Raw genomic sequence first — 14166 nt, forward strand, 5'->3', positions numbered from 1 at the left:
CTTTTCTTTGCCTACTTTCTTTTGGCGACGCAAAAGAAAGTAGGTGCGCCGCCGGGCGCACATCCCGGCCTCCGCCCTCAACAAAAAACAGAAGCCACAACGAGACAAACGACTCAAAAACTACCAGGAAAAATATTCACCGGAACCTCCACCACAGCCCGCACATAGCGCAACTGCGCGCTGAGCAGCTTCGCCTCCCCGGCCAGCCCTCGCTCCTCACTGAACGCCTCGACGTCCAGCAGCACCCGCTCCGCATCCCCCGCAACCCACCGCCCGCGCAAGGTGATGCACTGCCCCAACCGGGGCCGCCCGCTCACCACCACGTCCGCCAGCCCCGCCAGCTGCACCGGGCCGCCGAAGTGCCGCCCCGGCAGCACGGCACCCGCCAGGTCCATCTTCGCCAGCAGCCAGCCCGTGGGCACCTGGCCGCTGGCATCGATGTCTGCGGGCATGGTCATGGTCTTGAGCAGCGTATGCCAGCCTGCATCATCCAGCATCGCCATCTCCCTGTTTCGCCTAGCCCAGCAGCGCTGACAGCTCGGCCGCCTCGCGCTGCATGCCCTGCGCCATCTGCTGCACCAGCGGTGCGCCCAGCTGGCTCGTGAGCCCCACGGCCACCAGCGTGTTGACCAGCCGGCCGCCCGAGGAGAACACCGGCACGGCCACCACGGTGATGCCTGCCATGAAGTGGTCCCGGTCCAGCGCCCAGCCGCGCGCGCGGGTCAGCTCCACCTCCTTTTTCCAGGCGGTGTAGCTGGGCGCCTTGTCCCACACCACCTGGGAGAATTTCTCCTTGAGCACCGGCCAGCCCTCGCCGCCGTAGGCCGCGATCAGCCGCCCGGTGGCGCTGACCAGCGTGTCGAACTGGCTGCCCACGTCGGTATGCACCCGAAACGGCTGGTTCGACTGCGAGATGGCCAGCACCAGCACCGTCTGCCGGGTGGTGATCTCCACCCCCATGGCGGTCACGCCGAACTGCGCGGCCATGCGGTCCAGCACGGGCTGCACCAGCTGCGTGAAGCCGCCGCCCTCCAGCACGCTGCGCGCCAGGCTGATCATGCCCGTGCCCAGCGCATAGCGCTTGGTATCGGGGTCCACCGTGACCAGGTCCTCCGAGACCAGCACGCGCAGGATGTGCAGGCAGGTGCTGGGCACCAGGTCCAGCGCCTGGGCCACGCTCTTCAGGGTCAGCGGCTGCTTTTGCTCGCCCAGCAGCCGCAGGATCGCGATGGAGCGCGTCACCGCCGGAACGGGGCGCACGCGCACGCCGCGCGCGGGCTTGGCCGCTGCGGGCATGGTGGTGCTGGTGGGGGCGGGCTTGGATCGGGTGGCCATGCGGGAGTAGCGCTTTTTCTGCGGGGGCTGCTGCAACCCGGCAAGGGTAACCCCATTTGCGCCAGCCACTTCGGGCGGTGCCTGCCCCGCCATGCCATACATGGCCATCAGGCTGTGCTGTGCGGGGATAAGGTGGTTGCTGCTTCTGTCCACGGGCGTCTCCTCGTCTGTCTATCCATCAGGACTTCGCCAAGGGCTTCATCAGGGCCTGGGCAGCCAGCACCAGGCTGCCGCCCACCTGCAGCTCGCCACGCATGAACACCAGCGAGCCCGTGCGCCGCACCACCTGGGCCCGGGCCTCCACGAACTGCCCCGCCTCCACCGGCGCCGCGAAATGCGAATCGAGCTGCAAGGTCACGCAGGGCACCCGGCCGGCGGCCTCCCAGGCCACCGTGCTCATCGCGTGGTCCACCAGCGTGAGCAGGGCACCGCCATGCACCACGCCCGCCGGGTTCAGGTGCTGCGGCCCGATGGCGAAGCCATAGGCCCAGCCCTCCCCTTCGCGCCGCGCCCACAGCGGCCCGGCATGGGCGATGAATCCCCCAAGGGCACGCACCTGCCAGCCAGCGCCTGTCGTCATTGCATCCAAGACGGAACCTCCTGCGCCGTGGATCGGCGCCAGGATCAAAATTGTACATTTTCAATGAAATTGTACTTATACAATTTTGAAAATAGCTTGCAAACGCTGAATGCACGCCGGGCCAAGGCGCCCCGCGCCCTGCCGTGCTGCGCCAAACAACCGTTGCCACAGACGCATCCCCGGCGTTAGCATGCAGCGCCCAGGCCCATGGCGGCCGGCACCCAACCGCAGGAGAGCCACCATGCCGTCCAACCCACAGCCACCGATCACCGTGCGCCAGCGCGCAGTGCAGGTCTGCCTCTTCCTGGTCGCTGCCATCGCCGTCTTTGGCGGCAGCCTGCAGATGTTCCTGGGCCAGCCGGACACCACGCCCCGGCTGGACAACGTGCACCGCTTCATGGCGGGCGTGTACCTGTCGATGGGCTTCATCGCGGCCTGGGCCGCCGTCACCGTGCGCCAGCAGGGCACGCTGGTCTACCTGATCGCGCTGGGCGTGGCCATGGCCGCCGTGGGCCGCCTGGTCTCGATGAGCCAGGTGGGCCTGCCCGAGCCGGCCATGACCTGGATCGGCTACCTGGTGCCCGAGCTGGTGGTGCCGGTGGTCCTGGCACTGGCGCACCGCAATCCGAGGCCGTAGGCCTGAGCACCTGCTCCGCGTGCATGCACGCAGGAGCCGCTTGCGCAACTGTCAATCCTGCAAGCCCAGGCCACCCGGACGGCGCCACAATACGGCCCCATCGCAACCGCCCAGGACCCCACCCCATGCTCAAGCTCTACCGCTTCTCCGATGCCCGAAAGGAATACTGGGAAACCTGGAAGGAAGGCAAGGGCGAGCACCTCGTTCACTGGGGCGAGCTGGGTACGCGCGGCGAGTTCAAGACCGTCAAGACCAAGGGCACCGACAAGGCCAAGGATGTTATCGAGGCCGAGGCCCAGGCCATGCAGGCCCAGGGCTTTGCCGAGATCGACCTGGACGACCATGTGACGCTGCTGGTCGAGTACGCCATCGAGGGCATGGGCACCAAGGCCGACATCAAGAAGCGCCACGACCTCGAAGACCGCCTGAACGAGACTTTGGGATGGACGGGATTGGGCCATTGCGATGGCGGCAGCATCGGCAGCGGCACCATGGAGGTATGCTGCTTCGTGGTCGATTTCGAAACCGCCCGCAAGGTGATCGCCGACGACCTGGCGGGCAGCAAGAAGTTTGCGGACTACACCCGCATCTTCGATGAGGATGCACCGTAGGCCTTGCCTCATGCCTCCACTCCATCCACCGAACCCTCCCCCCATGCGCCGACCCTTGCTGATTCTTCTGGCCTCCCTGGGCCTGGGCCATGCCGTGGCCGCTACTACCCCCGACGATGAGGCCCTTCGCGCCCTCGTGCACAGCTTCATTGCCGACTACGAAGCCTGGAACGACACGGCACAGCGCCAGTCCGACAAAGCCCCCCTGCGGTCCAAGGCCGCGCAGGACGCCATGGAAGCAGCCGAGCGGGCCTACGCCCCGCTCATCGGCACATACTGCCCACCGGGCTACCGGCACCAGGGCATCTCCTTCGGCAGCGACGCCATGCACCGCACCGCCGACGAGAAGATCCTGGGCGTGGACACCAAGGGCCGCAGCAGCGTGGTGCGCACCCGCCTGGCCCAGTCAGCGTCGGGTGCAGACATCTCCAGCCAGTACGAATACCACTTCGAAAAGGCGCAGGGTGGCCGTTGGTACCTGGTGCGGCTGCTGGTCCTGGTCGGCAAGGAAAAGCTCGAGGCGCTCTGACCCACCGCGCCGGCCCACAGTCTCAGGGGCAAAGCGGCCCCGCACCTATGCACGCACGCGCATACGCCACCCACTGCTTGCGCGTGATGCAAATCACCACCACCCGCATTTGTAAGGCCTGTCCTACAAATTACAGCCAGCAGACGATGTAACATGTGGTTTCATATCACCACCCCGGTACGGTCGGCGAACTCTTCACCCCATGGCCACCCGCGTGACTACGCTGCACACCCATTACGACAACCTGAAGGTGGCGCGCGATGCGTCGCCGGCAGCGATCGACGCTGCCTACCAGGCCATGGTGCGCAGGTTCGGCCCGGACAAGCACCCGGGCGATCCCCAGGCGGCGCGCAAGATGGCCATCGTCGACACCTCGTACGCCGTGCTGTCCAACCCGCACCAGCGCGCGCTGCACGACCTGTGGGTGGCCCAGAACGATGACGAGGACACGGCGGCCGCGCTGCGCCGCCCCCCGCCATTGACCATCCCCCCGCTGTGGATGCACAGCGAGGCACCGCAGCACTACCACCAATCACGGCCGCTGCCCTTGCCGCATGCGCCAGAGCGCGCGGTGCGGCGCCATCGCCGCTCCATCCTGCCGCCGGTGCACCCCGCAGCCCCCGCCAGTTCGCACCTGCAGCGCAACTGGAGCCTGTACGCCCTGGGTGCCGTGGTGGCCTGCCTGGCACTGGTCACCGCAGCGCCCAAACCCTTTCTGGACGATGATGCGGGCAGCGCGGCGGCATCTTCCGGCCCGCTGCGCGGCTTTTCCGTGCCCGTGTTCTTTGCCCCGCCCCGCTACACCCGCCCCGCCACCGCACCCAATGGCCAGCCCTGGCCGGCCAGCGCCGGCTATGTGGACGGCTACCCGCTGCTCAACAGCGAGGGCGATGGCAGCCTCACCGTGGACAACGGCAGCAACGACTCGGACGCCTTCGTCAAGCTGGTATCGCAAGGCGACGGCCAGCCCCAGGTGGTGCGCCACATCTACGTGCCCGCCTACCAGCGCTTCACGGTGGACCGCCTGGCCCCGGGCCGGTACGACCTGCGCTACCGCAACCTGGCCAGCGGCGCCCTGGCCCGCACCCCCGCCGTGACCGTGACCGCCGCCGCGGCACCGCAGGCCCTGCCCGATGGAGGCCAGGCGCCCCAGCCCGCCGCCACCGGCGAGGCGCCCCCCCTCACGGTGGCGCTGTACAAGGAGCCGCAGGGCAAATTGCCCGCGCTGCGGCTGGCAGAAAAAGAGTTCTTCTGAGCGCGTGCGGGCCCGACCGCATACCGCTGCGTTCCAGCCCCTGCCCGTCTCCTAGCCTGCGCGCCTGCAGGCGGCGTAGGAACGCTCCGACACAAACCGCGCCGGTTTGAAGGCATGATGGCCTTTTGATACTCCGGTCGGTCGGGGGGTCGCTCCATCTTCGTTCATGACATCCATCCCCGGCTTGTCCCAAGCCCTTGATCCTGACCTGTCGTCCTGCCACGCGGAGCCCATCCGCGTGCCCGGGGCCATCCAGCCGCATGGGCGCCTGCTGGTGCTCGACCCGTCGGACCTGCAGTTGCGCGCCTACAGCGACAATTGGCAACCCCCAAAGCTCCAGGCAGCGCTCAGCCGGCTGAAAACAGGTACGCTGGCCACGCTGGCGCCCGGCGCAGCCCCGGCATCGCTGGGCGCATGGGATCTCGGCGGCGAGCCCTGGGACGTGTCGGCCCACCGCACCGACCAGCACCTGCTGGTCGAGTTCGAGCCCGCCTCGCCCGCCGATGGCAACGAGGCACCGATCTACTCCCTCACCCGCGTCTTCCTGCCGCGCCTGCAGGACGCCAGCGCGATCGAGCAATTGGCCCAACTGGCCGCCACTGAGATGAAGCGCCTGTCGGGCTTTGGCCGCTGCCTGGTCTACCGCTTCGACGAAGCCGGCCACGGGCAGGTGCTGGCGGAAGACCTGGACCCGGGCTACGACAGTTACGCCGGCCACCACTTCCCGGCGGACGACATTCCGCAGCAGGCGCGCGCGCTGTACCTGCTCAACCACTTTCGCCTGATCGCCGACGCCCACTACACCCCGGTGCCCCTGCGCAGCGAAGACCGTGCGCTGGCGCCCACGGGCATCGACCTGTCGCAGGCCCAGCTGCGCAGCGTCTCGCCGGTGCACCTGGAGTACATGCGCAACATGGGCACGCTGGCGTCCATGTCGGTGTCCATCGTCATCGAGGGCAAGCTGTGGGGCCTGGTCTCCTGCCACAACCACGCGCCACGCTTCATCGGCGTGGCAACCCGGCTGGCCTGCGAGCACCTGGGCCAGCTGCTCGCGCTGCAGATCCAGTCCAAGGAGGCCAACAGCCAGGTCGCCGACCGGCTCGCGCTGCGCCAGCTCACGCTCGACATGGTGGCACACCTGGCCGACAGCGACGAAACCCTCTCCCTGCTGCCCAAGGTGCCCGGTTTGCTGCGCTTTGCCCGTGCCAGCGGCGCGGCCGTGGTGCGCGATGACGAGGTCTGGAGCGTGGGCGAGGTCCCGCCCGTGCCCGATATCCAGGCACTGGCCGCCTGGGTGGCCGGCCAGGGGGTCGAGGTGTTCCATACCCACCAGCTGGCCGCGCACTGCGCGCTGGCGCAGGGCTTGCAGGGCACGGCGGCCGGCTTGCTGGCCGTGTCGATCTCGCAGGTGCACCGCCACCTCATCCTCTGGTTCCGGCCCGAGATCGTGAAGACCGTGACCTGGGCCGGCAACCCACGCAAGAACCTGCTGGCCGCCGATGGCCGCATCCATCCGCGCCTGAGCTTCGAGAGCTGGCAGGAGCGCATCCGTGGCACCTCGCTGGCCTGGTCACCGGCCGAGATCGCCGTGGCCGGCGAGCTGCGCCAGGCCCTCACCGGCATCGTGCTGCGCCGCGCAGAAGAGTTTGCCGAAGTGGCCCACGAACTCGCGCGCGTGAACAAGGAGCTCGAAGCGTTCTCGTACACTGTCTCGCACGACCTGCGCGCCCCCATGCGCCACATCGCCGGCTATGTGGACCTGGTGGTCGACCTCGAAAAGAAGGCACTGTCCGAGCGCGCCCTGCGCTACCTGGGCAACGTGAAGGATGCCGCCGCCTACGCCGGCCAACTGGTCGATGCGCTGCTCGACTTCTCGCGCATGGGCCGGGCGGCCCTCAAGCGGCGCCCGGTCGACATGCGGGTGCTGGTGCAAGACCTCGTGCGCGAGCTCTCGCGCCAGGAGCCCCAGCGGCGCGTGGAATGGGCGCTGGACGACAGCTACCCCGAGGTCTTTGCCGACCCCCTGCTGCTGCAGGTGGCCACGCGCAACTTCCTGACCAACGCCCTCAAGTACGCGCGCGGCCGCGACCCCACCCGCATCGCCGTGCGCGCCATCCGCCGGCCCGAAGGCGACGGCATCGAAGTCGAGGACAACGGCGTGGGCTTCAAGATGGAATACGTGGGCAAGCTGTTCGGCGTGTTCCAGCGCCTGCACCAGGCCGAAGATTTCGAGGGCACGGGCATCGGCCTGGCCATCGTCAAGCGCATCGTCGAGCGCCATGGCGGCAGCGTCTGGGCGTCAGGCACGCCGGACCAGGGTGCGCGCTTCGGCTTCACCCTGCCGCGTGTAGAGCCCAGCGCCACCGCGGACCCCCTCCCTGCAACCACCCCTCCCCGGAGCCCCTGATGCTCAAGCCGATTTTGCTCGTCGAAGACGACAAGCGCGACCTGGAACTGACCCTGATCGCGCTGGAGCGCAGCCAACTGGCCAACGAGGTCGTGGTGGTGCGCGACGGCGCACAGGCGCTCGACTACCTGCGGCGCGACGGGGAGTTTGCGGGCCGGGATGCAGGCAACCCGGCCGTGATCCTGCTGGACCTCAAGCTGCCCAAGGTCAACGGCCTGGAGGTGCTGCAGGCCGTGCGCGCCGACCCGCTGCTGCGCAGCCTGCCCGTGGTGATGCTCACCTCTTCCCAGGAAGAGAACGACGTGGTCAAGAGCTACGAACTGGGCGTGAACGCCTATGTCGTCAAGCCGGTCGCCTTCGACCGCTTCGTGTCCGCCATCGGCGACCTGGGCGTGTTCTGGGCCGTGCTCAACGAGCCGCCACCAGGCTCCTACAAGGCCCACCGCCATGACGAGCAACCTTGAGCACGCACTGGCAATGGCCCCCACGGCAGCGGCACCGGCACCCGTGCCGCTGCGGGTGCTGATACTCGAAGACTCGCGCTTCGACGCCGAGCTGCTGGTCGAGGCACTGCAGGACGCACGCCCAGGCGCCCACACCACCCTCGTGCGCGACGAGCCCAGCTACCTGAAGGCGCTCACGGAGCAGCGCTTCGACGTGATCCTGTCCGACTTCGAGCTGCCGGCGTTTTCCGGCGGCGCGGCGCTGGAAACGGCGCGCAAGCACGCGCCCGAAGTGCCCTTCATTTTCGTCTCCGGCGTCATCGGCGAGGACAACGCCGTCGAGCTGCTCAAGCGCGGCGCGACCGACTACGTCAGCAAGAACCGGCTCGCCCGCCTGCCCGTGGTGCTGGACCGCGCCCTGTCCGAAGCCGCCAGCCGCCGCACCCTGGGCGCGGCCGAGCACCGCCTGCGCCAGGCCGACGCGGCCATCGTGCAGGCGCAGGCCCGCCGGCTGGCGCTGGTGGAGCTCTCGGACCGCATCCGCGACATGGACGACGTGGTCGAGATCAGCTACACCGCGGCAGAAACCCTGGCCAGCCAGTTCAACGTCGACCGCGCGGGCTACGGCGTGGTGGACAAGGCCGCCGAGACCATCACCATCGAGCGCGACTGGAACGCCCCCGGCGTGCAGAGCCTGGCAGGCGTGCTGCAGTTTCGCGACTACGGCTCCTACATCGACGACCTGTCGCGCGGCATCACCGTGGCCTTTGCCGATGCCCGCGAAGACCCGCGCACCCAGGCCACGGCGCATGCGCTGGAGGCCATATCGGCCCGCGCCGTGCTCAACATGCCGCTGAGCGAGCAGGGCAACCTCGTCGGCCTGCTGTACCTCAACCACAGCCAGCCCCGCGCCTGGACCGCGGACGAGGTGGACTTCGTGCGCGACGTCGGCGACCGCCTGCGCTCCATCCTGGGCCGCCGGGAGGCCCAGCAGGCATTGCAGGCCCTTGCCGCGTCGCTGGAGCGGCAGGTCGAGGAACGCGCGGCCGAGCTCGAGGCCGCCAAGGAGCAGCTGCGCCAGAGCCAGAAGCTCGAAGCCGTGGGCCAGCTCACGGGCGGCCTGGCGCACGACTTCAACAACCTGCTGGCGTCGATCACCGGCTCGCTCGAACTGCTGCGCCGCCGCGGCGGCGCCCACATCACGACGGACATGGAGCGCTACATCGGCGTGGCCCAGGGCGCGGCCAAGCGTGCCGCCGCGCTCACCCACCGGCTGTTGGCCTTCTCGCGCCGGCAGACGCTGGAGCCCAAGACCCTGGCGCTCAACGAGCTCGTGCACGGCATGGAAGAGCTGCTGCGCCGCACCGTGGGCCCTGAGATCGCCATCGAGATCATCGCTGCGCCCGGCCTGTGGAACGTGCACGTGGACGCCAGCCAGATCGAAAGCGCCCTGCTCAACCTGTGCATCAACGCCCGCGACGCCCTGCCCCGGGGCGGGCGCATCACCATCGAGACCTCCAACCGCACCCTCGACGCACGCGCGGCCCAGGCCGCCGACCTCAGGCCCGGTGCCTATGTCTGCATGTGCGTGCGCGACAACGGCGTGGGCATGCCGCCCGAGGTCGCGGCCATGGCCTTCGATCCCTTCTTCACCACCAAGCCCCTGGGCATGGGCACGGGGCTGGGGCTGTCCATGGTGTATGGCTTTGCCAAGCAGTCGGGCGGCCGGGTCAGCATCCAGTCCCAGGTCGGCGCGGGCACCTCGGTGTGCATCGAGCTGCCGCGCAGCGAGCGCACACCCGAGCAGAGCCTGGCCGAGCCAGGCCCGGCCGCCGCGCCGCGTGCTGACCAGGGCGAGACCGTGCTGGTCGTGGACGACGAGGCATCTCTGCGCATGCTGATGGTGGAAGTGATGCAGGACCTGGGCTACGCCACCCTGGAGGCCGGCAACGGCGCCGAGGCCATGCGCTGGCTGCGCTCGGACCGCGCCATCGACCTGCTCATCACCGACGTGGGCCTGCCCGGCGGCATGAACGGCCGCCAGGTGGCCGATGCCGCACGCGGCGAGCGCCCGGCCCTCAAGGTGCTGTTCGTCACCGGCTACGCGCAGACCGCCTTCGACGAGGGGCGCCTGGAGGCCGGCATGCACGTCATGACCAAGCCCTTCGAGATGGATGCGCTCGCCCGGCGCGTCAAGGAAGTCATCGAGGGCGCGTGACCCCGCAGCCGCGCCACCCGAAGGAAGCCCTTTCCCATCACTGCTGCGACGCCTTGCGCTGCCGGGCCCGGCGCGAGAACATGTTGAGCAGCTCCACCAGCGCCGAGAACGCCATCGCCGCGTAGATGTAGCCCTTGGGGATGGCAGCGCCAAAGCCCTCGGCGATCAGCGTGGTGCCGATCAGCAGCAGAAAGCCCAGCGCCAGCATCACGATGGTCGGGTTGGCCTGGATGAAGTTGGCCAGCGGCGTGGCCGCGAACAGCATCACCCCCACGGTGACGAGCACCGCCACCACCATGATGGGAATGTGCTCCGTCATGCCCACCGCCGTGATGATGCTGTCGATGGAAAACACCAGGTCCAGCAACAGGATCTGCCCGATGGCGGCGCCAACGCTCAGCCCGGCCCCCTGCGGGGTGAAGACATCCGGCCCCGGATCCGGGTCCACGCTGTGGTGGATTTCCTTGGTCGCCTTCCACACCAGGAACAGCCCGCCCGCGATGAGGATGATGTCGCGCCACGAAAAGCCCTTGCCGAACACCGTGAACACCGTGGCCGTCAGCCCGACGATGAAGGCGATCGTGCCCAGCAAGGCCAGCCGCATCACCAGCGCCGCACCGATGCCGATGCTGCGCGCCCGGGCGCGGTCCTTCTCGGGCAGCTTGTTGGTGAGGATGGAGATGAAGATCAGGTTGTCGATACCCAGCACCACCTCCATGGCAATCAAGGTGAGCAAGGCCACCCAGGCGGCAGGGTCCGAAACGAGGGTTTGCAGGTAGTTCATGGCGAGCACCGGGTTGGCGGGGTTGATCGACTGACTGGCCAGGCATCTTAAGTAAATGCGGACCAAAACGCATCCTGCCTGCCGCAGGCTTTGTGCCCATGCGCCAGAATCGCGCCCGTGACCACACGCCGCCAACCGACCACCGCCACCCGCGTTCAGCTTCTGCCCCTGCATGCCGGGCACCAGCAACCTTTCCTCGCCGCCGTGCGCGCCAGCCGGGCGCTGCACCGGCCCTGGGTGTCACCACCGGCCACGCCCGAGCAGTTCACGGCCTATGCCGAGCGCATGCAGTCCCCCGGCCATTGCGGCCTGCTCGTCGTGCGGCAAGGCGATGCCGATTCGCTGGAACTGGTGGGCGTGGTCAACATCACCAACATGGTCATGGGGCCGTTCTGCAGCGCCTACCTCGGCTACTACGCCTTTGCAGGCTTCGAGCGCCAGGGACTGATGCGCGAGGGTCTCACGCAGGCCGTGCGACTTGCCTTTCGCACGCTCAAGCTGCACCGGCTGGAGGCCAACATCCAACCCGGCAATGCGGCCTCGCTGGCGCTGGTGCGATCCTGCGGGTTCACGCAAGAGGGGTACTCGCCGAAGTACCTCAAGATCGGCGGCCGCTGGCGCGACCATGAGCGCTGGGCCCTTGTGGCAGGGTAGAACGGCACCATCTGCCAATTCAAGCATCAGGCCTTTGGCTATCGCAGCGATAGCAAGGCCCGCTTGCCAGCGTTCTGCGCCGCGCGGATAATCCACACCATTATGAAAATCCTCACCAACGTGATCAAGGCATCGTTCGCCACCTAGTTGCGCCCCTCGATCGCGTGTCGGAGGGCCGTGCGCCTTCCGGACCTCCAAACCCCGGCAGGCTCCTCCTCCGGGGTTTTTTGCTTTCTGACCAGCCACTTCTCAACCCATGCGTACCTACGACAAGTTGATCGCCACGATTCCCGACCGCCGGAGCATGAGCCCCGTGCGCCCGGGCTCCGGCGACAGCACACATCCCAGACGCTAGCGACCAGGCGAATTTTCATCTCGCCTGGGCTGGCGCAAAGCCAACCAGGCGGCAGCTGCTCGCAGAGCCGAGTGCAGCCGCAAGAAAGATGATTGAAAGATTCGCCATGACCAAGAATTCACGCCATACCAGCAACGCCCATCTGCGCAACCTCGGCGTCATCGCCCACGTCGACGCGGGCAAGACCACGACCACCGAACGCATCCTGTTCTACACGGGCGAAAGCCACCGCATCGGCGAAGTGCACAACGGCACGGCGCACATGGACTTCGACCCGCAGGAGCAAAAGCGCGGCATCACCATCAACAGTGCGGCCGTCACCGTGCACTGGAAGGGCACGCAGCTCAACCTGATCGACACGCCCGGCCACATCGACTTCAACATCGAGGTGAACCGCTCGCTGCGCGTGCTTGACGGTGCGGTCGTCGTGTTCGACGGCGTGGCCGGCGTGGAGCCGCAGACCGAGACCAACTGGCGCCTGGCCGACAAGTACCGCGTGCCGCGCATCGCTTTCATCAACAAGCTCGACCGCGTGGGCGCCGACTTCCACCGCGTGGTGGCCATGATGGAAGAACGCCTGGGCGTGCGCGTGGTGCCGCTGCAGGTCCCCATCGGTGCGGAAGGCGACTTCCGCGGCGTGGTGGACTTGCTGAGCCTGCGCGCCCGCATCTGGGACAAGGACGATGCGAGTGCGCCCTACCGCGAAGCCGACGTGCCCGCCGAGCTGCGTGAGCAAGCGTTGCGCAGCCGCGCCCGCCTGGTCGAGGCTGCCGTGGAGCAGGACGAAGCCGCGCTGCAGGCCTACGTGAACGGTGACGAGATCGCTGTGGACGTGCTGCGTGCCGCCCTCCGCAAGGGCGTGCTGGCAGGCGCCTTCGTGCCCGCGCTGGCCGGCTCGGCCTTCAAGAACCGCGGTGTGGAGCCCTTGCTCGACGCTGTGGTGGACTACCTGCCCTCGCCGGACGACATCGTGCGCGAAGGCAGTGAGGGCCAGCCCGCTTCGGCCGCCGACCCGTTCGCGGCCCTGGCGTTCAAGGTCGTCACCGACGACCATGGCGCTAAGGTGTTCGTGCGCGTCTACAGCGGCCGTCTGGGCCGGGGCGACCTGGTGCTCAACACCAGCACGGGCAAGACCGAGCGCGTGTCGCGCCTGTACGAAGTGCATGCCGACAAGCACATCGAGCGCGACGAGCTGGTGGCGGGCGACATCGCCGCCGTCGTGGGCCTCAAGGACACGCTGACGGGGCACACGCTGAGCGACCCGGCCCACCCCGTGGTGCTGGAGCAGATCAGCGTGCCCGAGCCGGTGATCCATGTGGCCATCGAGCCCAAGGCGAGCGCGGACCAGCAAGGCCTGTCCAAGGCCCTGCAGTCGCTGCTGCGCGAGGACCCGAGCCTCAGGCTGCAGCACGATGCCGAATCCGGCCAGACCATTCTGTCCGGCATGGGCGAGCTGCAGCTCGAAGTCTCAGTCGAGAAGCTGCGCGCACGCCACGGCGTCAACGTGTCGGTCGGCCGCCCCCAGGTGGCCTACCGCGAAACCATTTCACGGAGTGTGGAGGTCCACCATGTGCACAAGAAGCAATCGGGCGGCCCCGGCCAGTTCGCCGAGGTGAGGCTGCTGCTCGAACCCCTGCCCCGGGGCGAAGGCATCCGCTTTGACAACCGCATCGTCGGTGGCGCCGTGCCGCGCGAGTTCATCCCCGCCGTGGAGGCCGGCATCCGCCGCGCCGCCCTGGCAGGCGTGGTGGCCGGCTTCCCCGCCGTGGACTTTGCCGCCACGCTGGTGGATGGCAGCTTCCATGAGCGCGACTCGTCCACGCTGGCCTTCGAGCTGGCGGCCATGGCCGCCTTCCGCGAAGGCTTTGCGAAGGCAGCGCCCCAGGTGCTGGAGCCCGTGATGGCCGTCGAGGTCATCACCCCGGCGGACTACCTGGGCGACGCCATCGGTGATTTGAACCGCCGCCGCGGGCTGGTGCGCGGCCAAGGCCAACGCGGCAATGCCGCCACGGTCGAGGCCCAGGTACCGCTCAAGGAGATGTTCGGCTACATCGGTAGTTTGCGTGCGCTGTCTTCAGGCCGTGCGCAGTACTCGATGCAGCTGGACCACTATGGGGTGGTGCCTGCGGCCCAGGCGGCAGAGCTGGTGGGCTGAGTCGAACGTGCCGGGCTGGATGCATGCCCGGTGACGCAAAAGAGAAGGGGCGTGGACGGGTGTCTGCGCCTCTTTTTTACTTTGCGATGGGAGCATGCATGGCTGCATTGCGCCAGCAGATCGCATGACCCTCACAGACTTCATTCTCAGCCCACACAGGCCCTCCAAACTCGCATGCAAGAGGCATGGCAATTCATGTTGGT

At 68.1% G+C, this 14166-nt stretch carries 13 protein-coding genes; 9 read left to right on the forward strand and 4 right to left on the reverse strand.

The genetic code is table 11. The features are described 5' to 3' along the window. Positions 1 to 113: 113 nt before the first annotated feature. Genes AC07PA_RS25405 through AC07PA_RS25415 form a run of 3 tightly spaced genes read right to left on the reverse strand, consistent with a single transcriptional unit; the run spans position 114 to position 1915 of the window. Complete coding sequence (locus AC07PA_RS25405) at positions 114 to 497, reverse strand: hotdog family protein (protein ID WP_186457986.1); 384 nt, start codon at positions 495 to 497, stop codon at positions 114 to 116. Positions 498 to 516: 19 nt separating this feature from the next. Beyond that, a complete protein-coding gene (locus AC07PA_RS25410; RefSeq protein WP_494655396.1) occupies positions 517 to 1488 on the reverse strand; it encodes an IclR family transcriptional regulator in 972 nt (323 codons plus the stop codon). Positions 1489 to 1513: 25 nt separating this feature from the next. Beyond that, positions 1514 to 1915 (reverse strand): PaaI family thioesterase, encoded by a 402-nt coding sequence (locus tag AC07PA_RS25415; protein WP_494610279.1) that lies wholly within the window; start codon positions 1913 to 1915, stop codon positions 1514 to 1516. Between the two features lie 241 nt (positions 1916 to 2156). On the opposite strand from AC07PA_RS25415, the gene AC07PA_RS25420 reads away from it, so the two are divergent. From AC07PA_RS25420 to AC07PA_RS25450, 7 genes are all read left to right on the forward strand, one after another. Next, on the forward strand, positions 2157 to 2552 hold the full coding sequence (locus tag AC07PA_RS25420; RefSeq protein ID WP_007859237.1) for a DUF4345 domain-containing protein: 396 nt from the start codon (positions 2157 to 2159) through the stop codon (positions 2550 to 2552). Between the two features lie 125 nt (positions 2553 to 2677). Then, positions 2678 to 3163 (forward strand): hypothetical protein, encoded by a 486-nt coding sequence (locus tag AC07PA_RS25425; protein ID WP_494610280.1) that lies wholly within the window; start codon positions 2678 to 2680, stop codon positions 3161 to 3163. A gap of 43 nt (positions 3164 to 3206) precedes the next feature. Beyond that, entirely contained in the window at positions 3207 to 3692 is a 486-nt protein-coding gene (locus AC07PA_RS25430) for a hypothetical protein (RefSeq protein WP_494610281.1), read from the forward strand. Positions 3693 to 3894: 202 nt separating this feature from the next. Next, a complete protein-coding gene (locus AC07PA_RS25435; RefSeq protein WP_494610282.1) occupies positions 3895 to 4947 on the forward strand; it encodes a J domain-containing protein in 1053 nt (350 codons plus the stop codon). A 184-nt stretch (positions 4948 to 5131) separates the two neighbouring features. Further along, a complete protein-coding gene (locus AC07PA_RS25440) occupies positions 5132 to 7354 on the forward strand; it encodes an ATP-binding protein (RefSeq protein WP_494610283.1) in 2223 nt (740 codons plus the stop codon). Continuing rightward, on the forward strand, positions 7354 to 7818 hold the full coding sequence (locus tag AC07PA_RS25445; RefSeq protein ID WP_007859250.1) for a response regulator: 465 nt from the start codon (positions 7354 to 7356) through the stop codon (positions 7816 to 7818). Before AC07PA_RS25440 ends, AC07PA_RS25445 begins: the two co-directional genes overlap by 1 nt. Continuing rightward, the gene (locus AC07PA_RS25450) at positions 7802 to 10015 is read left to right on the forward strand and encodes a response regulator (protein ID WP_494610284.1); all 2214 of its coding nucleotides are present in this window, start codon (positions 7802 to 7804) and stop codon (positions 10013 to 10015) included. Before AC07PA_RS25445 ends, AC07PA_RS25450 begins: the two co-directional genes overlap by 17 nt. 37 nt (positions 10016 to 10052) lie before the next feature. Here the strand turns inward: AC07PA_RS25450 and AC07PA_RS25455 are convergent, their stop codons facing one another. Next, positions 10053 to 10799 carry a TerC family protein gene (locus tag AC07PA_RS25455; protein ID WP_494610285.1) on the reverse strand — a complete coding sequence of 249 codons (747 nt, stop codon included), beginning with the start codon at positions 10797 to 10799 and terminating at the stop codon, positions 10053 to 10055. 117 nt (positions 10800 to 10916) lie between these two features. Between AC07PA_RS25455 and AC07PA_RS25460 the strand changes: the two genes are divergently transcribed. Continuing rightward, the gene (locus tag AC07PA_RS25460; protein ID WP_494610286.1) at positions 10917 to 11453 is read left to right on the forward strand and encodes a GNAT family N-acetyltransferase; all 537 of its coding nucleotides are present in this window, start codon (positions 10917 to 10919) and stop codon (positions 11451 to 11453) included. A gap of 461 nt (positions 11454 to 11914) precedes the next feature. After that, on the forward strand, positions 11915 to 13963 hold the full coding sequence (gene fusA, locus AC07PA_RS25465) for an elongation factor G (protein WP_494610287.1): 2049 nt from the start codon (positions 11915 to 11917) through the stop codon (positions 13961 to 13963). The last annotated feature ends 203 nt before the right edge of the window (positions 13964 to 14166 follow it).

Source organism: Acidovorax sp. GW821-FHT09B03, assembly GCF_059418305.1.